Origin of the sequence: Natrinema halophilum (genome assembly GCF_013402815.2) — an archaeon.
GTDB classification, from domain to species: Archaea; Halobacteriota; Halobacteria; order Halobacteriales; family Natrialbaceae; genus Natrinema; species Natrinema halophilum.
Map to the genome: position 1 here is coordinate 3,231,285 of NZ_CP058601.1, position 21,576 is coordinate 3,252,860.

The following is a 21,576-nucleotide window of genomic DNA, read 5'->3' on the forward strand; positions in this document are numbered from 1 at the left end:
CATGACTCGTCTTCTCGTGTCGCTCTGCCGAGCGGGACATGGGCGAGAGCAGATTCCACAGGGGGATTAACGCTCGTGGAGACGGTCACCGCAGTCGGTTCGCGGCCGTTCGATACAGGCGGTCACGAGGCCGGAAAAACCGGTACCGTTTTGCGCACGTGTCTTAAACTGTCGTACCATGAATCACGCACGGGGACCGCTGTGTTCGATCGACGTCGGCAATCGGACGGCTGAAACCGAGGAGATCGACGACGTCCTCGAGTCGTTCATCGGTGGACGGGCGCTGGGGACGAAACTCGCCCACGACCGGGTTCCGTTCGACGCCGACCCGCTGGGGCCGGAGAACCGACTGTACTTCGCGACGGGGCCGATGCAACACTCGACGATGAGCTTTACGGGCCGGATGTCGGCGACCGGCGTCTCGCCGTTGACCAACGGCCTGCTTTCGTCGAACGCGGGCGGGTTCCTCTCGCGGAACTTCACCGGCACGGGCTACAGCGCCGTCGAGATCACCGGATCGAGCGACGAACTCGTCGTCGTCCACGTCACCGACGACGGGGTCGAGTTCGAAGCGGTGCCGGACCTCGCCGAGGCGACCGTCTCCGAGACCTGCGAATACATCGAGGACGAACACGGACTCGGCTCCGATCACACGACGGTCATCGGCCCCGCGGGTGAGAACCGAGTTCGCTTCGCCTCGATCATGACCTCGAAGGAGCGGGCCTTCGGTCGCGGCGGACTCGGTGCCGTTCTGGGATCGAAGAACGTCAAGGCGATCACCTTCGATGGCGACTCGACTCGCGAGGTCGAGATCCCGCCGCTTCAGATGGAGATTCACGGCGAAGCCGCCCAGGCGGAACATCCGATGAAAGCCCAGGGGACGACTTCGGTCACGGAGTACGCGAACATGGTCGAAGCACTGCCGACGCGGTACTTTTCTGCCCTCTCCTTCGAAGGCGTCGAGGGAATCAGCGGCGACCGCGTCGAGGAGAAAAAGTACAAGAAGGGGACCTGCTCGGCGTGTGCGTTCGCCTGCAAGCTGCCGACCCGTGACGAGGAGTCGGGCCTCGAGACCGAAGGGCCTGAGTACGAGACGGTCATGGCCTTCGGCTCGAACGCCGGCATCGACGACATCGTCGACGTGATGCAGTCGAACAAACTCTGCGACGAGTACGGGCTCGATACGATCTCTGCCGGCGATGTCGTCTCGGCGTACCTCGAGAGCGAAGACGAGTTCGGCAACGCCGACCTCATCCACGACCTCGTCGAGAAGATCGCTCACAGGGAAGGTATCGGCGACACACTCGCCGAGGGCGTCGATCGCATCCACGACGAACTCGGCGTCGAAAACTGGTCGGTCAAGGGGATGGAATTCTCCGCCCACGACGGCCGCACGTTGAACGGTCAGGGACTGGCCTTCGCCACCTCCAATCGCGGCGCGGACCACATGTACGCCGAGTTTTATCCCTACGAGTACCCGCTGGTAGACGCCGACGACGCCTTCGACAAGGAAGGCCTCGAGGACAAACCGCCGAAACTCGTGGAACTCGAGAACGCAAACGCGATCAAGGACAGCGCCGTGTTCTGTAAGTTCTCGCGGGACTTCATGACCGAAGAGCGAATGGAGACGTTACTGGACGCCGACTACGAGGAACTGCTTCGCGTCGGCGCGGAGGTCGTCACGCTCGAGCGTCATTTCAACAACCAGCGCGGCTTCGACCGAGACGACGACCGGCTTCCCTACGAAATTCCGGAATTCGAACAGGGTCTCACCGAGTATTACGACGAGCGCGGGTGGAACGACGATGGAACAGTTCCGTCGGCGGCGTTCGACGGCGATCACGGTGCGCCGGCTGACGACTGAGCGAGGCGGATAACCGGCCCTTCGGTTTCCACCTTGTCACTGGATCGGAATTCGGGTCACTGATCGCGCAGGTGATCGAATCGGGACCGTCGTTGCCGGCGATCCGTCTGCGGCCCTCATTTCGAGTTCGTCGAGGATTCGCTCGACGCCGTTGTGGTGCCCGGCACCGATGACCGCAACCACGTCGTAGCCGTCACGCCGAAGCACGTCGAGTCGCTCCGCCATGGCGCGGTCGCGCCGGTCGATCAGCACGGTTGCGACCTCCGGAAGGAGCCACCGAAGATGGTCGATCGCCGGTTGCACGTCGTCGCCGTGGTGCACGTCTTTGAGCGGCAGCGCCAGCATGTCGACCTGATTGACGTACTCTTCGGGTCCCATCGCTCCCATTCGGAGTGCGATCTTCGGGAGCGTCTCCGGCCCAAGTCGGCTCGAGAGTTCGGTTATGGTTTCCACGATCGGTTCGTCGATCAGCGCGACGTCGGTGTCCCGTTCGGCAGCCGTTTCGATGGCTGCTTCCATGTCGGTCTGTCCGGGATCGAGCCCGTAGAGCCGGACGACGGTTCGCTGAATCGCCTGCATGGCCCTGTAGGCGACAGCGGTCGCCGGCGGCAACTCTTGGGCCAGTTCCTTTGGTTTTGGGCGATCGTTCTGTTCGAGGCGGTCAAAGCGGGTTTCGTCGAGTTCGACGGCGACGAGGTCGGGGTCAGTCTCGCGGATCGTCGCTCGAACGCGGCGGCGGTGCGTTTCCGAAAAGTGAACGCTGGGGACGAGGGTGATGGTGCCGTCGTCGGACATCTCGGTCGATCGTTCGTCGGCCACCGGCTTGAAGCCACGACCCGTGCCGGATCGACGGCCGGTGGTATAGTCGTCGGTAAAAGTCAGTGCACGTCCCGCCCGCGAATTCGCGACCAGCGAGTCTTCGCTGACCGCCCCACTACGAGCGGTGGGTACATCGTTTCACCGTCTACTATGCTCGTCGTCTTCGTCATCCGCTGGCGAGAGCCTGTCGTCGCCTCGCGACGGGAGCGGACTGTCGTCGGCCCGTGAGGGATGGATGTTGAAGTTGTTCCCTCGGTAGGGGTCGTTTTCCGGCTCGTAGGAGAGCTCGCTGCGCTCGAACAGATAGATGAAAAAGCCGATCATCGGAAGACAGAACGTGATTGCCGCCCACTTCCTCGGCGGCTCGAGACCGACACGACCAGCGTCGTAGTATGCGACGGCGGTCAGGCCGAGGTGCCAGGCGAGCGGGATCCCGACGACGATCGCGAGGGGGCCCGTGTTCATGTGCGAGCGTACGGCTCGAGAGTATAAAACGGGCAGACATGCGGAGTGGGGGCTCGGTTCGACAGGGCCTGTTCGGGAGGGGCGATAGACGCATTCTTTCGAGCGACACTACGGCTTTCGGACCGCCAACGCTCGTTAGGCGAACGCTATGGCCGCCGTATCGTCTCCGTTCGGATCGGTCGTGGTTGCGCCGGGTTCGTCCCCGGTCGTGTATGGCATCCTGAACCCGTTTTCGTCGTCGTAATCAGTCGTTCCGGCGGCGAACGGTCTGCACGGTTTATTTCCAATAGAAATAACCAGACACGTTGCCCTCGATGGGCAGTCATATCATGATTCGGAGACGAAATCGATTCGGAACGATACTTATCGTCGTGATCACGGCCGGTCTGCTCGCAGCGGTCGTCGGGACGGGTGCGGTAGCGGCCGCCGAGGAGCAGTCGACCACGGAAAACGACTCGATGACCGTCGTCGAAGAGTCGGCCAACGAAGCCACACAGGACTCGACCGAGATTACCGAGCAGGTCGATCCGGACGGCGCGCAGAGCGACGCACTCGAGGACGCGTTTACAGCGCTCCCCGAGGACCCAGTGGCCCCACTCGAAGACCCGTTCGCGGCCGGTCTCGGGTGGCTCGACCGGCTCGGATAGACCCGTCCGACGATCATCTCGGTCGGCTGCGTCGCAGCCCCGTTTACGGTATCACCGTTTCATCCCGATTCTCGGCCCCTTCGAACCGTGTTTCCCTCGCAAAACCTGGACCAAAAAGGCACCCGTCCGGCTCAGTTCACGTCGAACTCTATCGCCGCACCCTGGCGCGACCACCTTTTGTCTCGACCGCGTCGCTCACTACGTTCGCGAGCGGTCTCGCAAAACCTGGACCAAAAAGGCACCCGTCCGGCTCAGTTCACGTCGAACTCTATCGCCGCACCCTGGCCGAAGCCGACGCAAAGCGTCGCCAGACCGAGGCCGCCGCCGCGCTTCTGGAGTTCGTTGATCAGCGTGACAGGCAGGCGAGCACCCGATGCACCCAGCGGGTGACCGATCGCGATCGCACCGCCGTTGACGTTGAATATCTCGGGGTCGATGCCGAGTTCGTCGCGCGAGTACAGCGTCTGACTGGCGAAGGCTTCGTTGAGTTCGACCAGGTCGTACTCGTCGATGTCGCGTCCGTTTCGCTCGAGCAGGCCGCGAGTCGCCGGGACCGGGCCGATGCCCATGACGGTCGGATCGACGCCGGCCACGTTGTTCCGACCGACTTCGGCCATGATTTCGAGGTCGTGTTCGTCCGCGAAGGCCTCGCTCGTAACGAGCAGGGCAGATGCGCCGTCGGAAATCTGCGAGGCGTTACCGGGCGTAACGGTGCCGTCATCCTTGAAAACGGTCGGCAGTTCGGCGAGTTTCTCGGCGGTGGTGCCGGGACGAATTCCCTCGTCTTCGTCGACGGTACCCTCGTCGGTCTCGATCGGAATGATTTCGTCGTCGAACCGGCCCTCTTCGGTGGCTTCGACCGCACGTTGCTGGCTCTGGGCGGCGTACTCGTCCTGTTCCTCGCGGGAGATGTCGTACTCCTCGGCGACCTTCTCGGCGGTCATTCCCATCTGGAGGTCGCCGAGGTCGTACAGTTCGGCCAGCCGCGGGTGAATGCTGCCGTAGCTCTCGCCCATCGGAACGCGGCTCATGTTCTCGACGCCACCGGCGATGATGGCGTCGCGGTTGCCGGCCGCAATGGCGTCAGACGCGGAGATAACCGACTGCATCGAGGAGGCACACCAGCGGTTGATCGTCGTCGCCGGGACGTCTTCCCCGAGTTCCGAGAGCACGGCGATGACGCGGGCGAGGTTGTTGTCCTGTTCGCCGCGCTGCTGGGCACAGCCCCACATCAGATCGTCGATCTCCTCGCCGGAGAGGCTGGTTTCGGCCAGGATTTCGTCGATCAGTGGTACCGAGAGATCCTCGCTTCGGACGTCGGCGAATGCGCCGTCTTCTTTCCCCTGTGGCGTCCGAACTGCCTTCACAACGACTGGTGTCTGTGACATGTACTATCGAATGTCCCACACGAACTTAAGTCCGGTCGAACTCGAGGAGGCGGGCAAATCGTTTACAGAATGACTGCGACCGTTACTGGGTGAAAGTACCATTTTACCTAGCGGAGCCGCCTTAGTATAGCATGCCATTGACAGGCATATGTCCGATCGAACGAAGCTGATCGCGGTCGCTCTCACAGCATTGCTTGTGGGCTCGGTCGTCGGTGCTGGCGTCGCCGGGCTGTTCGCCGACGACCGTCCCGTCGATGCCGACCTCGAGCGGGATCGTAGTTCCCTCGCTGGGATGACTGAACCCGAACTGACGACCTTCGCGTCCGACGAGGCGTTCGACGAGTTCTTCCGCGACCACTCGAGCAGCGTCCGTCGGGGCGGACCGACTGACGTCGTTCCCACGGATGGCGTCGGTGCAGGGGATGGAACCGATATGGCACGCGAGGATGGACCGGTTAGCGATCCCGGGTCCCCTGCTGGATCGGCCCCCGGCGGAGACGAAGCGACAGCGGGGGATTACAGCGACGCACCACGACACTCCGAGACGAACGTTCAGGAGGCTGCACTCGACGAACCGGACGTTCTGAAGACCGACGGCGAGTCGGTCTACTACGCCTCCTATCGATACACGTCAAAGTGGGACGAGACGTCGATCGTCGACGTGAGCGATCCCGCAACGCCACGAGCCGTGGGGTCGATTCCGATCTCCGGCGACCTCCTCCTCACGAACGATACTCTCGTCGTCCTCGGCGACGAGCAGGCGGCCGGCTACGACGTGAGCGACCCCGAAAACCCAACTGAGACGTGGCGCAAGGACCTCGAGGCGTCGATCGACACCGCCCGTCTGTACGACGGCGACCTCTATCTCGTTCTCGTCGATCGGCCCGACAGCGACCCGTGTCCGATAGTTCCGTACGGCGACACGGCTATCGAGTGCACCGACGTGGTTCGCCCGGCCGCGCCCGCCGATGCCGATGCCGTCTACACCGCCGCCCGCGTCGATCCCGAGACGGGATCGCTCGAGAGCGAAGCGAGCGTCGTCGGCTCGAGTTCTCTGTCGGCGACGTACGTCTCCGAAAACGGCATCTACCTCTCCTATACGCGCTCGACCGACGGGTACGAACTACGGCGAGCCTTCCTCGACAGCGAGAACGGCTCCGACCTGCTCGACACAGACGCCCGCGCTCGCGTCGCCGCCCTCGACGATCTCGACATCTCGAAGCGCGCCAAAGCCGTCGAACTGCAGGCGATTCTCGAGGACTGGTACGCCCGGATGGACGACGACGAACGTCGAGCGGCCCGTCAGGCGTTCGAGAACGGACTGCGTGACTACATCGCGGCTCATCACCGCGAACTGACGACGACCGGGATCGTCAGGATCGGCATCGACGGCGAACTGTCAGCCGAGGCCAACGGCGAAGTCCCCGGAACGCCGCTCAACCAGTTTTCGATGGACGAACACGACGACCACCTCCGCATCGCGACGACGATTCCGCGAACCCACGGAATCGACTCCGAGAACGACGTCTACGTCCTCGATTCCGACCTCGAGACCGTCGGCTCCGTGACGGGACTGGGCGTCGATCAGCGCATCTACTCCGTCCGCTTCGAGGGCGACGAGGGCTACGTCGTCACGTACCGGGAGATCGATCCGTTTTACACGCTCGATCTCTCCGACCCCACGGACCCGTCCGTTGACGGAGAGCTCAAGCTCCCGGGCTTCTCGTCGTACCTTCACCCGCTCGAGGACAACCTCGTCCTCGGGATCGGGCAGGAAGACCGCAGACCCAAGGCCACCCTCTTCGACGTGAGCGATCCCGAAAACCCGCTCGAACTGGACTCTCAGGTTCTCACCGGAGAGCGCTACAGCGCCGTGAGCCGAACGCACACCGCATTCCTGCAGGACGAGGCCCACGGGGTCTTCTTCATGCCCGGCGGCGAGCAGAGCTACGTGTTCGACTACACAGGCGGCGAACTCGAGGAGGTCGCCCGCGTCGATCTGGGCGGTCCCGGGACGCGAGCGATGTACGTCGACGATTACCTCTACGTCTTCGGCGAGAACCGGGCGGTCGTCTTAGACGAGACGACCTGGACGGTGGAGCAGCGACTCGAACTGTAACGGACGCGTTTCCAACCGTCGCGGCGGCATCGGATCAGCCTCGCTATCGGTCCCGGCCCGCTATCGGATCAGCCTCGCTATCGGTCCCGGCCCGCTATCGGTCCCGGCCCGCTATCGGTCCCGGCCGTCCGACCGGCGATCGGGTCGTCGCGGTCGACCGCGGGGAGGGGAACCCTTTTGCCCGCCGTTTGGCAATGCCACCTCATGGACGGCAACGAGACGGTCGATCGACCCGACTCCGACCGCCCGGAACGGACCGATCGACCGAACGGAACGGACGACGACTCGAGCGGTACTGCGGTGGACGCCTCGACGGACGCGGAACCGTCGGACGGGGCGGTACCCGAGACGGACGCTGAAACGGCAAACGAAACGAGTCCCTCCGCAGACGATACGTCTTCCGCGGCGGACGACCACGAGCAGTCGTCCACGAGTGACGCCGACTCGTCGATGCCGGCCGTCCCCGATCCCGATCCACAAGAGAACGACGTCCCCGAAGACGTCCAGAAATACGCTCGGTTCAAGAAAATGGACGGCGCGGAGTACGAGCGGGTCAACGAGTTCCTGCGGGAACGGACATACATCACCGCCCGCGAGTGGGCGATCGCGCGGCTCTGTTCGGACTTCCGGACCGAAACCGGCGTCGAGATGACCAAAATCGGGGAGAATCTGCCCGAACTCATCCCCTTCATGACCGATACATACACGCCACAGGCCGTCAATCAGGCCCGCTCCTCGTTCGAGGAGAAAGTCCGGACTGCCGGCGCAACCTTCCTCTACGGCGCGATGTGCGACTTCTTTACCGCCGAAGAACTCGACGACGTGATGTACGAAGCCACGGAAGTCGCAAAGTTCCTCCTCGAGGTCGAGGGCGTCGATCTCTCGGTCGAGGACGAACTCGAGGCCGAGGAGCGCATCTCGAGCGTGATGCGGGAGGTCCGCGAGGCCAGCGAGGAACTCCGCGCGGAGGACATCGCCGAGAGCGAGGACTAGCGCCGATTCCGTCCCTCTGTCCGTCGACGGTGGTGTTTCCGGTTTGTCGGACGAATCGCCTGTCCGAGCGTGTCGCCTCGACCGCGACCGAGCCCGTTCGAGCTTGCGAAGACGACGGCGCGTTTTCGGTCGAGTGAGCGTATTGATCCGCCGTGAGCGTCAACAGCGGACAGAGAGACAGAGAACTATAATATGTCTGTGGCGAATCGGTCGGAATACGATGAACGACTCACGCGACGCACAGTCGGATTCTCTCGACGAAGGGGGAGTGTCGCCACGACTGATCGCGCTCGGTGCCGGTATCGTGGACGTTCCGGTGTTCGCATACGTTAGCCTCGAGCTGTTCGACAACCCGTCGTTCGGCGCGTTCGTTGGTCTCGTGGTCGGTCTCGGAACGTTCCTGTTTCTCCCCGCAGTGATCACGGACGACGACGAACGCGATGTCGACGACCTCGAACCGACGAACGTCGGGACTCGCCTCCGCGGCTTCCACCGAGCGGCCGCCGGACTCGCGCTCCCGCCGGCGGGCATCGCGCTATTCGGGTGGCGGTTCGTCTCCGAGAATCTTCTCCTCGGCATCCTCGTGGCGCTCGTGATCGCAGTCGCGATATACTTCCCGCTCGCAGTGTTGCTTCCGAGACGCCTCTCCTGAGACCGCGGAGCCAGTCCGAGGTCGACGCGCGTTCGATCCCGATTCGAGGCTCGTTGCACCTGCGAGTGTGCTCCTTTTGCCGACTCGAAGGATACCGTCTCGTATGACCGACCTGCCTCTGGCGCCCGATGACGGCTGGAATTCGCTGTACATCGCCGGTGACTGGATCGATAGCGGCGAGAGAGACGGGATCCCCGTCGAGAACCCGTACACGCGCACGGAGATCACGACCGTCCCGGCGGGTACCGAAGACGACGTCGACCGAGCCTACGAGATCGCCGCCGAGGCCCAGGCGGCGTGGGCCGACCAGCCGCCGCAAGCGCGAGCTGGTGTGATCAACGCCGCTCTCGAGTTCCTCGGCGATCACCGCGAAGAAATCGCCGAGTTGCTCGCGCTCGAGGCCGGCAGCACGCAGGTCAAGTGCGAGGCTGAACTGGAGACCGCCCGCGGGATGATGCAGCAGGCGGCCAGCTACCCGTTTCGGATGGATGGTCAGCACGCGGACTCGATCACGCCGGGGAAAGAGAACATCGCCGAACGGATACCCGTTGGCGTCGTCGGCGTTATTTCACCGTGGAACTTCCCGCTTCATCTCTCGATGCGGGCGGTCGCACCGGCGATCGCAGCGGGCAACGCCGTCGTCCTCAAACCAGCTTCGAACACCCCCATTACGGGCGGCTTGCTACTCGCGCGAATTTTCGAGGCAGCCGGCGTTCCGGCGGGGATTATCAACGTGGTTCCCGGTCGCGGCTCCGAAATCGGCGACGCGATCGCCGGTCACGAAATCCCGAGCGTCCTCGCATTTACCGGCTCGACCGAGATCGGCGAGCGCGTCGGCGAGCAGGCAGCCGGTACTGCTGCGCTCCCCGCCCTCGAGCTCGGCGGGAACAACGTCCACGTCGTGACAGAGAACGCAGCCCTCGAGCAGGCCGTCGACGGCGGCGTTTTCGGCTCGTTTCTCCATCAGGGCCAGATCTGCATCTCGACCAATCGTCACCTCGTCCACGAATCGCTGTACGACGACTACGTCGACGCGCTCGCCGATCGGGCCGCGTCGTTGCCGACCGGCGATCCGACCGAAGACGACACGGTTGTCGGCCCCATCATCGACGAGAGCCAGCGCGACCAGATCATAGAGTACGTCGAGCGGACAGTCGACGCGGGAGCGACGCTCGAGTCTGGCGGCGAACACGACGGCCTCGTCGTGGAACCGACGGTCCTCTCGAACGTCGACAACGACATGGCCGCGGCCTGCAACGAGCACTTCGGCCCTCTCGCACCCGTGATCTCCTACGCGAGCGACGAGGAGGCGATCGAACTCGCCAACGACACGATCCACGGGCTCTCGGGATCGGTCCACAGTGAGGATATGGAGCAGGCTCGCCGGGTCGCAGACGGGATCGAGACGGGAATGATCCACATCAACGATCAGCCGGTCAACGACGAACCCCACGTTCCGTTCGGCGGGATGAAACAGTCCGGGATCGGCCGCTACAACGGCGAGCAGATCCTCGAGGAAGTGACGACGACGAAGTGGATCTCGATTCAACACGAGCCGCGCGAGTATCCGTTCTGAGGGGCTACTCGCGAGGAGTCGACGGAGAAAACAGCAACGAGAAACGAACGTCGCTTCCGTTACTCGATGTCTGCCCGTTCTCGTGTTAGCCGTGTTTTTGCGTCGCGTCGTAGTCGTCGGTTGCGCCGTGATCGTGGGTCGCGCCGTGGTCGTTCCAAATCGTGTTCGTTATCCGCTGTTGTCTCTGAGGGCAAATGTGAACTCCCCTGAATCCGTCTCCGACGAGGGTCGAACGCTAACAAGTCGTGGGTACCGTATTACTGTCGACGATGGACGTGACTCGTTTTTCGCGATCTGTCTCGAGGATCCGGATAGTGACACGGCATGGATCATGTCGGATACCGTCCGATCGGTCGAAGACATGCAGTAAGAAGCCAGTCTGCGGTGGTCGTCTCGAGCGACGAAGCCAGAAAGTGGTACTGACGAGTCGCTCTCTACAGGCGGGGTAAGCCGAGTGTCTCGGGGACGAGTCCCGATCCAGTTCACCGCCGCCGAGTATCTGTTCACGTCAATCGCGGACCCTCGCGCCGAACAGGACGCCGACGTTTCGTTCGCCGTCGCTCGTGGAATACGTTCGACAGCGATGTGACGGTCGTCCGATTCGAACCACCTTCAGACGCTCCCCCTCACGCTATTCTGACGCTGCGGCTGACGTGCTACAAATCACGACTACCCCAGTCGCCACTCACGAATCGACCGCGTCGATATGCGAGGGTTGGGATTCGAACCCAAGGACCCCTACGGGAGCGGGTCTTAAGCCCACCGCCGTTGGCCTGCTTGGCTACCCTCGCACAGAAGCGCACTCGATGGTTGTCGCCGGGTTGGAATGTGCGTTTCGATGTCCGCGTCACGGAGAATGCAGTGGGCGTTCGGTTTGAGAACCCCTAATCGGGGCTGTTACCGTCTAAAACTCCAGACCGCTGATGGAAAAGCGCCGTCCCAGCAACGGCTGTCGATTCGTCTCGTTTGTGCCCGCCATCACAGCTCCGGATCGCGTCCGTCGGCAGTGCTACCAGTCGACGCTCAGCGTCCCGTCGCCGTTCGGATCGGGCGCGATTTCCTCGTCGGTCCGCCGGTCGATGACGTGGATGCAGCCGTCGTCTTTCTTTGCCGGGCAGACTTCGGCGGCGCGAACGTTGTGCTCGAGGTCGTCCTCGTCGAAGAAATACTCCGTGGGCTGGGCTATGCCCGAGACGATGGACATCTCCCAGTTGTCGCTGACTTCGGCGCACTTGCCCGCGCCGAAGCACTTGTTCGCCTCGAAAATTATCTTGTAGGGCTTTTCTTCGACCGGCGGGGCGTCGGCCGAGCCGACGTCGCTGGCACGCTGAATGCCGTCGTCGCTCATTGCGTTATACTTCGGCCGACCGGTCTTTCGCCTTACGGTTGGCGCGAACGACGGAACCGAATCCGGCCTCGATTGAGCGGTCTCGGTGGTAACCGGACGCCCGTTTACGTCCGCGATGAATTCGACAACCGAGCGACCGCCGCGTCGTCCGTGGTGTTCGCGGATGAGAACACCACTCCATGCGCCGTGCGAATACTATCCGATCGCGGCGAGGATTGTTTCGAACCCATCCTCGGCTGCTTCGAACGTTTCCCGAGAGTTGAACTCGATCTTCGTCGGGCGATCAGGACCGATCCTCTCGACCAAGCCGGTGATCGCGGCGAGAATCGCGTTCGACGGCCGCGACGACGCCCACTCGAGAGATATCGTCATCGTCCCGGGATCGATCGTGACGTTTCGGAGATTCTCGAGCCCGAAACACGCGCTTCCGACGCAAAGACTCGGTGGAGACAGCACGTAGCGTGTGCCGTCGACCACCCACTCGCAGAGGGGACGCTTCGGAAGGACGCCGGCGGCGACGCCGTCGAACGCGGTCTCGATTTCGGTCAGCGCCCCCGGCACGGCATCGCCGTCGATATCGAACTGTCGGTGATCGGCGTTATACAGGAGGACGGTCTCTCCGTCACGATCGAGACGGACGTGCTGGACGCACGCGTACAGATGCCAGCTTTCGACGGTGAGAATATCGTGGACGACGGGTGTCTCGTTCACTTCGCGCGTGCAATAATCGTCGTAGTTCGCGTCAGCCGATGTGACGCGATCGCAGGTGGTTCGCAATCGATCGATACGGTCCGGATATTCCTCGACGAAGCAGTCGCAGTCGATCCGCAGACAGACGCGGCCCGCGTGGGCGGCGGCCCCCGTGATCGCGTCAGCTGTGGCTGCGCGCTCGCTCCCTCTGTCGATCGCGCCGAAGACGACCGTATGGGTCGGTCGAAACGTGGAATGGCTCATCGATGGGGTCGACCTCGGTACAGCGTGTGGATGGATGGTATCCGCCCGATCGGGTATAGGAGTTGCTAGTTGACGGCCGAAAGGGCAGCGAGCGGGTACGGCCGCCGCTGTAGCGGTCACCGCGGCCGCCATGTCGATCGTTCCGACCCGAATCCGAACTCGACCATCGCTCGTCGACAGCGTTGCCGGTGATACGCCGGTGCTTACACGTGGCCACCGGACTGAAATCGCGACGCGACGAACGACGGTCGTCGCGGGCCAGTTAGGCCTGCATTTCGACCTCCGGCTCCGGGAGGTCGTACGTGACGCCCGTCAACTCGCTCGAGACGGCCCACAATCGCTGGGCCGTCTCCTCGTCGTAGGAGCGATCCGACGAAGCCTGCCGCTCGGGAGTCCCGCGCATGTTCTGGAAGCCGCCGGGGCCGTAGTACGCGCCGCCCTCGGCGTCCGGATCGGTTGCGGCGTAGAGCGTCGGGAGCGCGCCTTTCTCGGCCGATTGTGCGAGAACGGTGTTCAAGATCCACATCCCGGCTTTCCGGAGGCGGCTGCCGCTTTGCTCCGGGCCGCGGTACTGCAGTCGCGTGTCGGCGTAGCCCGGGTGGACGGCGATGCTCTTTGCATTCGCGTTCGCCGTGAGCAACCGTCGCTCGAGTTCGTACGCGAAGAGGACGTTCGCCAGTTTCGACTGCGCGTAGGCGTCCCACTTGTCGTAGGACTGCTCGTGCTGGAGGTCGTCGAAGTCGATCTCACCGCGCTCGTGGACGCCGCTCGAAACGGTGACGATCCGAGAGTCGGGGTCCTCGTCGAGGGCCAAATTGTCGAGCAGTAACCCCGTCAGTGCGAAGTGGCCGAGGTGGTTGACGCCGAACTGGGTTTCGAAGCCGTCCTCGGTCTCCGAGCGTGGGATCGCCATTACTCCCGCGTTGTTGATCAGGACGTCGACGGGTTCGTCCCCCAGCCGGCCCGCGAACGTTCGGATCGACTCGAGGGACCCCAGATCACACGCTTCGACGCGGAGGTCGACGTCGGAACCGTTTTCGCGGATGGTCCGTGCCGCGTCCTCGCCGCGGTCGAGACTCCGGCACGCCATGATCACCGTGGCGCCGTTGCGTGCGAGGTCGCGGGTCGCCTCGAAACCGATCCCGCTGTTCGCGCCGGTGACGACGATCGTTTGCCCGTGCTGATCAGGTATATCGGCGGCTGTCCATCCCATACGGGCCCTACGTCGGCCGACTCCTAAATGACCGCCCTGTACGCGGCGTTCGAGTTGGTTCCGCGGGCGTCCATCATCGTTCGTGGTCGTCTGAGGCGGGAAGGGAAAACGAGAAGGTTGCGCCCTCGCCGCGCTCGGATTCGACCCAGATGTCGCCGCCGTGGCGCTCGACGATCCGCTCGCACAGGGCCAGGCCGATCCCCATTCCGTCGTACTCCTCGCGACTGTGGAGTCGATCGAAGATGGTGAACACTCGTTCCTGATCCTCGGGGTCGATGCCGATCCCTTCGTCGCAGACTGAGATAACCCAGTCTCTGCCACGCCGTTCGGCCTCGATGTGGACTCGCGGCGCTCCGTCGCCGCTGTAGGTTATCGCGTTGCCGAGGAGGTTCTGCAACACCTGACGCAGCTGACTGGTATCGCCCTCGACCTGGGGGAGATCTTCGGCCGTAATTTCCGCATCGGTCTCCTCGATTTGCAGCTGCAGGTCCGCGATGACGTCGTCGAGAATCTCGCCCAGATCGGTCGGCTCGAACGGATCGCCCCGCGTTTCGATCCGCGAGTATTCGAGCAGGGCGTCGATCATCTCGCGCATCCGCTCGGCCCCGTCGACGGCGAATTCGAGGAACTCCTGGCCGTCCTCATCGAAGGCGTCTTCGTACCGGTTCTCGAGCAGTTGCAGGTAGCTCGTGACCATCCGCAGCGGTTCCTGCAGGTCGTGGGAGGCGGCGTAGGCGAACTGCTCTAAGCGCTCGTTCGATTCCTCGAGCTTTCGCTGGTACTCCCGGCGCTCGGTGACGTCCTGGACGACGACCATGCCGGCGAAGATATCGCCGTTGGCGTTTTTGACGGGTAGCGTATTGGCGTACAGGTGCCGGTCGTACAGTTCGAGTTCGAACGAGTGGTGCTCCCCCTCGAGCGCCGCCCGAAAGTGTGGCTCGTATTTGTCGACCAGCGGATCGGGATGGATGTCGTCGACCTTGTTCCCGACGCGGTCTTTCGCATCGATGCCGATCTCTTCGAGGAGCTGTCCGCCCACGGCCGTATACGTCAGGTCCTCGTCGAATAGCCCCACCGATCCCTCGGGGAAGTTCTCGACGAGCGTCCGATAGCGGTGTTCGCTTTCGGCGAGTTTCTGCTGATACTCGCGGCGTTTGGTGATGTCCGTGATCGTAATGACGCCGCGAGTGACGTCGCCCGCTGTCTCGCGTACCGGCATCCCCTCGACCCTGATAATTCGACGCTCCCCGTCGACGGCTTCGATTTCGAAGATATCCGGCTCCCGAACCTTTTCACCGTCGAGGACTCGACTCATCGTCGTTTCTTCGGGTTCGACGAGCTCGCCCGAATCCGCCCACCATATCGAGTATTTTTCGTATTCGGTGATGGAGCCAGCGTCGAACACGTCTCCGCCCCAGATTTCTCGTGCGGCGTCGTTGGCCTCGACGAGTTCGCCGTCGGCGTCGGCGACCACGACGCCGACCGGGAGGACCTCGAACAGCGTCTCGAGTTGCTCCTGGTTACGCTTGCGCTCGAGTTCAGCCCGCTTGCGCTCAGTGATGTCTGTGAGCGCGCCGGGGAAGGTCGTCGGGTTGCCCTCGTCGTCGCATTCGACGTGTCCGCGGGAGAAGACCCATCGGATCTCGCCGTCGACGTTTCGGACGCGATACTCCGTTTCGTACTCGTCGCAGGTTTCGACGGCATCCGTGATTTCGTCGACGACCCGTTCGCGATCGTCCTCGTGGATCGCTTCGATGAATCGGTCGAGCGACACGCCCTCACGAGCCGCATCCGGATCGACCCCGAACGTCCGGGCGAACGACGGACCGACGACCATCTGGTCGGCTTGAACGTCCCACTCCCAGGTCCCAACCGCACCGGCTTCTGTCGCCGCTTCCAGTTGCGACTTGGCGTCGTGCAGGTAGCGTTCCCGTCTCTTCTGCTCGGTGATGTCCTGTGCCATCGTCATTCCGGCGAAGACCTCGCCGCGCTCGTCGGTGATCGGGACCGCGTGTAGTACCCATTCACGGTCGGCGTACTCGAGTTCGACCGCCCGTTCTCTGCCCGCGAGAGCGGCTTGGAACGCCGGCTGGAGTGCGTCGACGGTCTCCTCGGGCCAGACGTCGTGGAACTTCCGGCCCTCGAGATCGTCGGGATCGACGGGAATCTGGGCGAAGCCCTGACCCGCGGCCAGCGTGTACTCGAGGTCGTGGTCGAACAGCGTAACCAGCCCGTTGGGGAAGTACTCCACGAGGGTTCGATAGCGCTGCTCTGATTGCTCGAGCTGGCGCTCGTATTCGCGGCGCTCGGTGATCTCCTGGGACAGTCCGAGCGCGGCAAACACCGTGCCGTCGTCGTCGCGGACCGGCACGATGCGCGCGTCGAAGACGTGGTCGCCGGACGAGAGCTCGAACTCGGTTCCTTCGCCGTCCAGCGCGGCTTCGTAGTGGGGAACGAGTTTGTCAGCCAACGCCGGTGGAAGGGCTTCTCGAACCGGTTTCCCCTCGAGCTCGTCGCTCGTCGCACCCGCTCTGCTCAGGGGGCTTCCGCCGACAGCCTGGTATCGCATCTCCTCGTCGACCAGGGTGACGGCCCCGTTCGGAAACTGTTCGATGAGCGTCCGGTAGCGCCGTTCCGACTCCTCCAGTTCTCGCTCGCGCTCGACACGCTCGGTGATATCGCTGTCCGAGACGATGATCGAAACGACGTCGCCGTCGTCGTTCGTAACGGGTCTGAAAACGCCGTTCAGGACGTACCGTTGTCCGCCCGGTCGCGTGAGTTCCGCCTCGAAGTTGACGTACTCACCGCTTGCGGCTCGTTCGACCCATTCTTTGACGTCGGCCTGAATTTCCCTCCCCGCTCCCCACCAGGGCGTCTCCCAGAACAGTTCGCCGGTCACCGCCGACAGATCAGCGTCGATGTACTCCATCGCGGTCCGGTTGATATCGATGACCGTTCCGTCGGGCTCGAGGAGGCCGACGAGGATGTTCGGGTCCTCGAAAATCGCTTCGAATCGACGCTCGGTCCGCCGGAGGTCACGTTCTCGCTCTCGGCGTTCGGTCACGTCCCGGGCGACCGCGAGGACGTATTCCCTGTCGTGTTCGATGTGTGTGGCGTTGACTTCGACCGGATACGTCGTCCCGTCGTGCCGCCGATGATGACTATCGAACGTAACCGACCCACTCGTTTGCAGGTCGTCGACGAACGATTGCCACGCCGTCCGATCGTCGATTTCGACGTCGATATCTGGGACCGTCAGGTCCAGTAACTCGTCTCGTGAATAGCCGCGGCGCTGACAGGCGGTTTCATTGACGTCCAGATACCGGCCGGTGTCCGGATCGATGACCAGCACGCTATCGGTCGACTGGTCGAGGAGCGTCCGAAACAACTCGAGTTCGCGTTCACGTCCCTTGCGTTCGGTGACGTCGCGGAAGTAGATTGAAAGCCCCGTTTCCGACGGATAGGTTCGTATTTCGAACCAGGCGTCGAGCGGTTCCGGGTAATACTCCTCGAATTCGACGGTCTCTTGCTCGCGCATCGCGCGTTCGTACTTCGATTTGAATGCGCGGGTCGGCCCCTCGGGGAACTCCTCCCAGATACTGTTCCCGAGCAGCGATCGATCGTCGGGGTTGATCAGTTCGTGTGCGCGTTCGTTGAGATAGGTAAATTTCCAGTCTTCGTCGAGGGCGAAGAACGCATCAGAAATGCGTCCGTACACTTCCTTGAGTTCGCCCTGATTCGGCTTCGTCTCGATGGCAGACGCGAGGAGTTCCGCGACGCGTTCGACGAATTCGACGCTCGACTCGGCAAACGCCCGTTTCTCGGTCGAATATACTCCCAGAACCCCCTGTGGTTCGTCCGTCGGTCCGATACGGACGTTGATTCCGCTGCGAACGTTACTGTCGGCGAGCAACGTCGAGTCAGCGAACCGACCGTCGTCTCGTCGGTTGTCGACGACGACTGCCCCAGCGGCCGAGACCGTCTGTCCAATCTGCGAGTCGTCTTTCATCGGCACCGTCGTGCCGACGATCTCCTCATCCCACCCGATTCCCGCCGTCAGAACGCTTTCGTCATCGCCGGGTAATAACTCGAGTATGGCACAGTACTCGGCCTCAATCGTTTCCGCGACGGCGCTGACTGCATCGCGTCGAAGTCGGTCGACGTCGTCCGTCTTCATCGCCTGCTGGTAGAGTTCCATCACCACCTCCTGTTGGCGGAGTCGCATTTGGCAGTTCGCGTCAGTGGATGAAGGCGGTCCCATTCTACCCGAACACAGTTGCGCGGGTGTAAAACGTCTTGGTTCAGTATCCTTTCGGCACGACTCGTCTGCCGTTCATAACGTAGAATAATGGCCCCGGCGACTCGGGGCGACGGCCGACTGGTTACTCGTAGTCGACTGAAACTGACTCGAGGACGACGTCCTCTCGCGGCCGGTCGTTGGCGTCGGTGTCGACGCTTCCGATTTCGCGGACGACGTCCATCCCGTCGACGACCTGTCCGAAGACGGAATGTCGATCGTCGAGATGGGGTTGGGCGTCGAGCGTGATGAAGAACTGCGAACCGTTGGTGTCGGGGCCGGAGTTGGCCATGCTCAGGACCCCCTCGTCGTCGTGACGGAGTTCATCGTGGAACTCGTCGTCGAACTGGTAGCCTGGGCCGCCTCGTCCGGTTTCGGTCGGGTCGCCGCCCTGAATCATGAAGCCCTCGATGACCCGGTGGAAGGCGACGTCATCGTACAGGGGTTCGCCCTCGACTTCTTCGCCCGACTCTGGATCGGTCCAGGTCTTCCCGCCGGTTGCGAGTCCGACGAAGTTATCGACGGTTCGCGGTGCGCGGTCGTCGTAGAGTTCGACTTCGATGTCGCCCTCGGTCGTATGCAGGGTAGCAGTAACGTCTCCCATACGTCGGCGTCGACGGGGCGACTGAAAACGATAGTGGTCTCGAGTCGTGACGGCAGGCGTTTGCACTAATTCACCCGGAATGCGGTCGCCGTGACCGGTTCGAGCGTCGAAAGTAACGGCCGGCCGCAGCTACATACCGACGGACGTGAAACGTTAGATCATGAGCGACGGCACGCACACGGGGGAACAGGTAACACTTGCGCGGTTACCGTCGGGCGTGGAACTGACGACGACCGTCCACACCTATCGTGGCGACGAGCCGGGGCCGACACTGTACGTGCAGGCGGCCCAGCACGGCCGCGAAATAAACGGCACCGAGGTGCTTCGACGGTTCCACGAGCGCCTGTCGCTCGAGTCGCTGTCGGGAACCGTAATCGCCGTTCCCGTCGCAAACCCGCTGACGTTCGACCGCGTGTCCTACACGACACCGGAACAACTCGACAGCGTCAACCCGAACATGAACCGTATCTGGCCGGGTGATTGCGACGGTAGTCTTCACCAGCGCATGGCCGCTCGCCTCTGGGAGTACGTCACGGGGGCCGACGCTATCGTCGACCTCCACACGGGCAGTCCGAATATGCTTCCGCACGTCGTCTACCGCGAGGGCGACGAGCGGTCCCGATCACTTGCCGAAGCCTTCGGAACCGACCTCTTGCTGTCCGAACAGGCCGACGAGGACGCCCCCGACGAGTGGCACCGCCGTGGCTTCGCGGGCAAACTCCGCGTCGCCGCCGCTGACGAGGGAATCCCGTCGATCACGCCCGAACTCGCCTACAACAAACAGATCCTCGAGACGGTCGTCAAGGAGGGCGTCGAGGGGCTAATCGACGTTTGCCGGTACATCGATGTCCTCCCCGGAGACGTTCCCGACCGTGATCAGCACATCGCCCGAAACCATCTCGGACAGGTCACAGCCGGCGAGTCCGGGCTTTTCCGGCCGAACCCCTCGATCGAGGTCGGCGAGTTCGTCCCGGAAGGGACGGCGATTGGAACGGTTTACCACCCGACGCGCTACGAGCCGTTGGACGAGGCATCGGCGGATCGAGATGGAATCATCTATGCGCTCACGCAAGAGGCGACGGTAACCGCTGGTGACCAGCTCGCGAGTGTCGCACTGATTCGCGATGAATAACGGACCCTCGGGCACCACGCTCGCGAGCGTGATACAGAGTAGGAAGTCATCGAGGAGACGCCGAGTCCGGTTCAGTTGGTCGAGAACCCGCCGTCGACGACCAGTCCATGGCCGCTGACGAACGACGACTCGTCGCTTGCGAGGAATAGAATCGCGTCCGCGATTTCCTCGGGTTCGCCGAATCGCTTGAGCGGGTATTGCGCTGCCATCCGTTCGCGGGCCGCGTCAGGATCGTCCTGTTGTTCGAGATACCCCTCGAGCATCTGCGTGTCGGTAAAGCCGGGACAGATGGCGTTTGCGCGGATACCGTATGGTCCCGCTTCGGCGGCGATGGTTCGGGTCATGTTCAATACCGCGGCTTTGCTCGTCGAGTAGGCCGCTTGCTTGGGGAGTCCGAGAATACTCGCCAGCGAGCCGACGTTGACTATCGCGCCGCTTTCTTGCTCTTTCATGTGTGGCAGCGCCGCGTGACAGCCGTTCCAGACTCCTTTGATGTTGATGTCGATGACGAAGTCACGGATTTCGTCGTCCAGTTCCTCCAAACTACCGCCCGGATGACCGGTGCCGGCGTTGTTGACCATCACGTCCAGACCATAATCGTCGGCGACGGCATCGACGACTGCGTGGCACTGATCGCTGTCAGTAACGTCGAGTTCGTGAAACTCGGCTTCTCCTCCGGCATCTTCAATGGTCTCAGCGACTGCACGACCGCCCTCGGTGTCGACATCGGTAACGATGACCCGTGCACCCTCCTCGGCGCAGCGTTCGGCTGTCGCTTGCCCGATTCCCGAGGCTGCACCCGTGATAACTACCGTCTTCCGTTCGAGTCGCATACGTCCACTATCGGACAACAACCCCATAAATTCGTTCATCACTCGACGGCCAATTATCGACGTTGTTTCCGATACGACCGCTATGATCGACCACTGGTAAACTCCCCCTCTCTGAGCCCCTCCGTTTTTCGCACTGGTCGTCACCATTACCCTCTCCATTTCCCCTGCTCGAGCGTCGACGGATCGATCCGTTTCCGCTGAACGTACGATATCGGAGTAACGGGTACGCCAAATTTTTCTAGAAAACTTACAATTATGGCTAAACATAATAGTACTGTTACTATTGGGGTGAGTGGGCGCTACTTCGGCATCTCAGTCGCCGGTTACTGCTGAGATCGGTTCTCCCACAGGAAGACGGCGCTGTACGTTCGGCATGCCTGGAGGGCAGCAAACTGTCCCCTTGCTCGAAGCATCTGTCGGTGAAACGGGACGCGAAGACAGAAACTCGTCCTCTGACCCATATTTACCGTCTAGAGGGCCTCTGGAGGATTATTGTTGAAATCAACAAGGGAAATATGTGGGTAATTGAAATCTCCCCAAAGATATAGAATATAATACATGTTTGGTTTAGTAGTTATATGTAAAAACACCATGTTGCAGTTGATAGATCTCCCGTGGCCGCTATCAACGCGCCGATCCGACCGGTTATCGGATTCGAACCACCGGTATCCC

Annotated in this window: 17 protein-coding genes and 1 tRNA gene; 8 read left to right on the plus strand and 10 right to left on the minus strand. The window is 62.5% G+C overall.

The window, feature by feature from the left end:
- The first annotated feature begins 178 nt into the window (after positions 1–178).
- Positions 179–1,864: an aldehyde ferredoxin oxidoreductase family protein gene (locus HYG82_RS36330; protein WP_179262356.1), complete on the plus strand. Its 1,686-nt coding sequence runs from the start codon at positions 179–181 to the stop codon at positions 1,862–1,864.
- A 36-nt stretch (positions 1,865–1,900) separates the two neighbouring features.
- Here HYG82_RS36330 and HYG82_RS36335 read toward each other — a convergent pair whose 3' ends face one another.
- Both HYG82_RS36335 and HYG82_RS36340 read right to left on the minus strand, forming a co-directional pair.
- Positions 1,901–2,659: a TraB domain-containing protein gene (locus HYG82_RS36335; protein ID WP_179264568.1), complete on the minus strand. Its 759-nt coding sequence runs from the start codon at positions 2,657–2,659 to the stop codon at positions 1,901–1,903.
- A gap of 162 nt (positions 2,660–2,821) precedes the next feature.
- Complete coding sequence (locus tag HYG82_RS36340; protein ID WP_179262358.1) at positions 2,822–3,148, minus strand: hypothetical protein; 327 nt, start codon at positions 3,146–3,148, stop codon at positions 2,822–2,824.
- Positions 3,149–3,477: 329 nt separating this feature from the next.
- On the opposite strand from HYG82_RS36340, the gene HYG82_RS36345 reads away from it, so the two are divergent.
- Positions 3,478–3,795 (plus strand): hypothetical protein, encoded by a 318-nt coding sequence (locus tag HYG82_RS36345; RefSeq protein ID WP_179262360.1) that lies wholly within the window; start codon positions 3,478–3,480, stop codon positions 3,793–3,795.
- Between the two features lie 251 nt (positions 3,796–4,046).
- Here HYG82_RS36345 and HYG82_RS36350 read toward each other — a convergent pair whose 3' ends face one another.
- Positions 4,047–5,183 carry a thiolase family protein gene (locus HYG82_RS36350; RefSeq protein WP_179262362.1) on the minus strand — a complete coding sequence of 379 codons (1,137 nt, stop codon included), beginning with the start codon at positions 5,181–5,183 and terminating at the stop codon, positions 4,047–4,049.
- 148 nt (positions 5,184–5,331) lie between these two features.
- On the opposite strand from HYG82_RS36350, the gene HYG82_RS36355 reads away from it, so the two are divergent.
- The 5 genes from HYG82_RS36355 (at position 5,332) to HYG82_RS36375 (ending at position 10,893) form a co-directional block, all read left to right on the plus strand.
- Positions 5,332–7,302 (plus strand): beta-propeller domain-containing protein, encoded by a 1,971-nt coding sequence (locus tag HYG82_RS36355; RefSeq protein ID WP_179262364.1) that lies wholly within the window; start codon positions 5,332–5,334, stop codon positions 7,300–7,302.
- 204 nt (positions 7,303–7,506) lie between these two features.
- Positions 7,507–8,295 carry a DUF5806 family protein gene (locus HYG82_RS36360; RefSeq protein ID WP_179262366.1) on the plus strand — a complete coding sequence of 263 codons (789 nt, stop codon included), beginning with the start codon at positions 7,507–7,509 and terminating at the stop codon, positions 8,293–8,295.
- Positions 8,296–8,515: 220 nt separating this feature from the next.
- Positions 8,516–8,947: a hypothetical protein gene (locus tag HYG82_RS36365; protein ID WP_179262368.1), complete on the plus strand. Its 432-nt coding sequence runs from the start codon at positions 8,516–8,518 to the stop codon at positions 8,945–8,947.
- A 103-nt stretch (positions 8,948–9,050) separates the two neighbouring features.
- Positions 9,051–10,523: an aldehyde dehydrogenase family protein gene (locus HYG82_RS36370; protein WP_179262370.1), complete on the plus strand. Its 1,473-nt coding sequence runs from the start codon at positions 9,051–9,053 to the stop codon at positions 10,521–10,523.
- Positions 10,524–10,719: 196 nt separating this feature from the next.
- A complete protein-coding gene (locus tag HYG82_RS36375; protein WP_235217721.1) occupies positions 10,720–10,893 on the plus strand; it encodes a hypothetical protein in 174 nt (57 codons plus the stop codon).
- A gap of 337 nt (positions 10,894–11,230) precedes the next feature.
- Here the strand turns inward: HYG82_RS36375 and HYG82_RS36380 are convergent.
- The 6 genes from HYG82_RS36380 to HYG82_RS36405 all read right to left on the minus strand — a co-directional run bounded on the left by HYG82_RS36380 (position 11,231) and on the right by HYG82_RS36405 (position 18,939).
- A tRNA-Leu gene (locus HYG82_RS36380) sits at positions 11,231–11,314 on the minus strand.
- Between the two features lie 218 nt (positions 11,315–11,532).
- Complete coding sequence (locus HYG82_RS36385; protein WP_179262372.1) at positions 11,533–11,871, minus strand: ferredoxin; 339 nt, start codon at positions 11,869–11,871, stop codon at positions 11,533–11,535.
- 195 nt (positions 11,872–12,066) lie between these two features.
- Positions 12,067–12,825 carry a hypothetical protein gene (locus HYG82_RS36390; RefSeq protein ID WP_179262374.1) on the minus strand — a complete coding sequence of 253 codons (759 nt, stop codon included), beginning with the start codon at positions 12,823–12,825 and terminating at the stop codon, positions 12,067–12,069.
- Positions 12,826–13,087: 262 nt separating this feature from the next.
- A complete protein-coding gene (locus tag HYG82_RS36395) occupies positions 13,088–14,038 on the minus strand; it encodes an oxidoreductase (RefSeq protein ID WP_179262376.1) in 951 nt (316 codons plus the stop codon).
- Positions 14,039–14,111: 73 nt separating this feature from the next.
- A complete protein-coding gene (locus tag HYG82_RS36400) occupies positions 14,112–18,299 on the minus strand; it encodes a PAS domain-containing protein (protein WP_179262378.1) in 4,188 nt (1,395 codons plus the stop codon).
- A gap of 121 nt (positions 18,300–18,420) precedes the next feature.
- Positions 18,421–18,939, minus strand: coding sequence for a peptidylprolyl isomerase (locus tag HYG82_RS36405; RefSeq protein WP_179262380.1), 519 nt, complete (start codon positions 18,937–18,939; stop codon positions 18,421–18,423).
- A gap of 160 nt (positions 18,940–19,099) precedes the next feature.
- On the opposite strand from HYG82_RS36405, the gene HYG82_RS36410 reads away from it, so the two are divergent.
- Positions 19,100–20,071: a succinylglutamate desuccinylase/aspartoacylase family protein gene (locus HYG82_RS36410; RefSeq protein WP_179262382.1), complete on the plus strand. Its 972-nt coding sequence runs from the start codon at positions 19,100–19,102 to the stop codon at positions 20,069–20,071.
- 71 nt (positions 20,072–20,142) lie between these two features.
- Here HYG82_RS36410 and HYG82_RS36415 read toward each other — a convergent pair whose 3' ends face one another.
- Positions 20,143–20,904 (minus strand): SDR family NAD(P)-dependent oxidoreductase, encoded by a 762-nt coding sequence (locus HYG82_RS36415; protein WP_179262384.1) that lies wholly within the window; start codon positions 20,902–20,904, stop codon positions 20,143–20,145.
- Between the last annotated feature and the right edge of the window lie 672 nt (positions 20,905–21,576).

What these genes read in the sequence shown, in the direction of transcription:
- HYG82_RS36330 (WP_179262356.1), top strand. Translation starts at nt 179, where the DNA reads ATGAATCACGCACGGGGACCGCTGTGTTCGATCGACGTCGGCAATCGG.
- HYG82_RS36335 (WP_179264568.1), bottom strand. Translation starts at nt 2,659, where the DNA reads ATGTCCGACGACGGCACCATCACCCTCGTCCCCAGCGTTCACTTTTCG.
- HYG82_RS36340 (WP_179262358.1), bottom strand. Translation starts at nt 3,148, where the DNA reads ATGAACACGGGCCCCCTCGCGATCGTCGTCGGGATCCCGCTCGCCTGG.
- HYG82_RS36345 (WP_179262360.1), top strand. Translation starts at nt 3,478, where the DNA reads ATGATTCGGAGACGAAATCGATTCGGAACGATACTTATCGTCGTGATC.
- HYG82_RS36350 (WP_179262362.1), bottom strand. Translation starts at nt 5,183, where the DNA reads ATGTCACAGACACCAGTCGTTGTGAAGGCAGTTCGGACGCCACAGGGG.
- HYG82_RS36355 (WP_179262364.1), top strand. Translation starts at nt 5,332, where the DNA reads ATGTCCGATCGAACGAAGCTGATCGCGGTCGCTCTCACAGCATTGCTT.
- HYG82_RS36360 (WP_179262366.1), top strand. Translation starts at nt 7,507, where the DNA reads ATGGACGGCAACGAGACGGTCGATCGACCCGACTCCGACCGCCCGGAA.
- HYG82_RS36365 (WP_179262368.1), top strand. Translation starts at nt 8,516, where the DNA reads ATGAACGACTCACGCGACGCACAGTCGGATTCTCTCGACGAAGGGGGA.
- HYG82_RS36370 (WP_179262370.1), top strand. Translation starts at nt 9,051, where the DNA reads ATGACCGACCTGCCTCTGGCGCCCGATGACGGCTGGAATTCGCTGTAC.
- HYG82_RS36385 (WP_179262372.1), bottom strand. Translation starts at nt 11,871, where the DNA reads ATGAGCGACGACGGCATTCAGCGTGCCAGCGACGTCGGCTCGGCCGAC.
- HYG82_RS36390 (WP_179262374.1), bottom strand. Translation starts at nt 12,825, where the DNA reads ATGAGCCATTCCACGTTTCGACCGACCCATACGGTCGTCTTCGGCGCG.
- HYG82_RS36395 (WP_179262376.1), bottom strand. Translation starts at nt 14,038, where the DNA reads ATGGGATGGACAGCCGCCGATATACCTGATCAGCACGGGCAAACGATC.
- HYG82_RS36400 (WP_179262378.1), bottom strand. Translation starts at nt 18,299, where the DNA reads ATGGGACCGCCTTCATCCACTGACGCGAACTGCCAAATGCGACTCCGC.
- HYG82_RS36405 (WP_179262380.1), bottom strand. Translation starts at nt 18,939, where the DNA reads ATGGGAGACGTTACTGCTACCCTGCATACGACCGAGGGCGACATCGAA.
- HYG82_RS36410 (WP_179262382.1), top strand. Translation starts at nt 19,100, where the DNA reads ATGAGCGACGGCACGCACACGGGGGAACAGGTAACACTTGCGCGGTTA.
- HYG82_RS36415 (WP_179262384.1), bottom strand. Translation starts at nt 20,904, where the DNA reads ATGCGACTCGAACGGAAGACGGTAGTTATCACGGGTGCAGCCTCGGGA.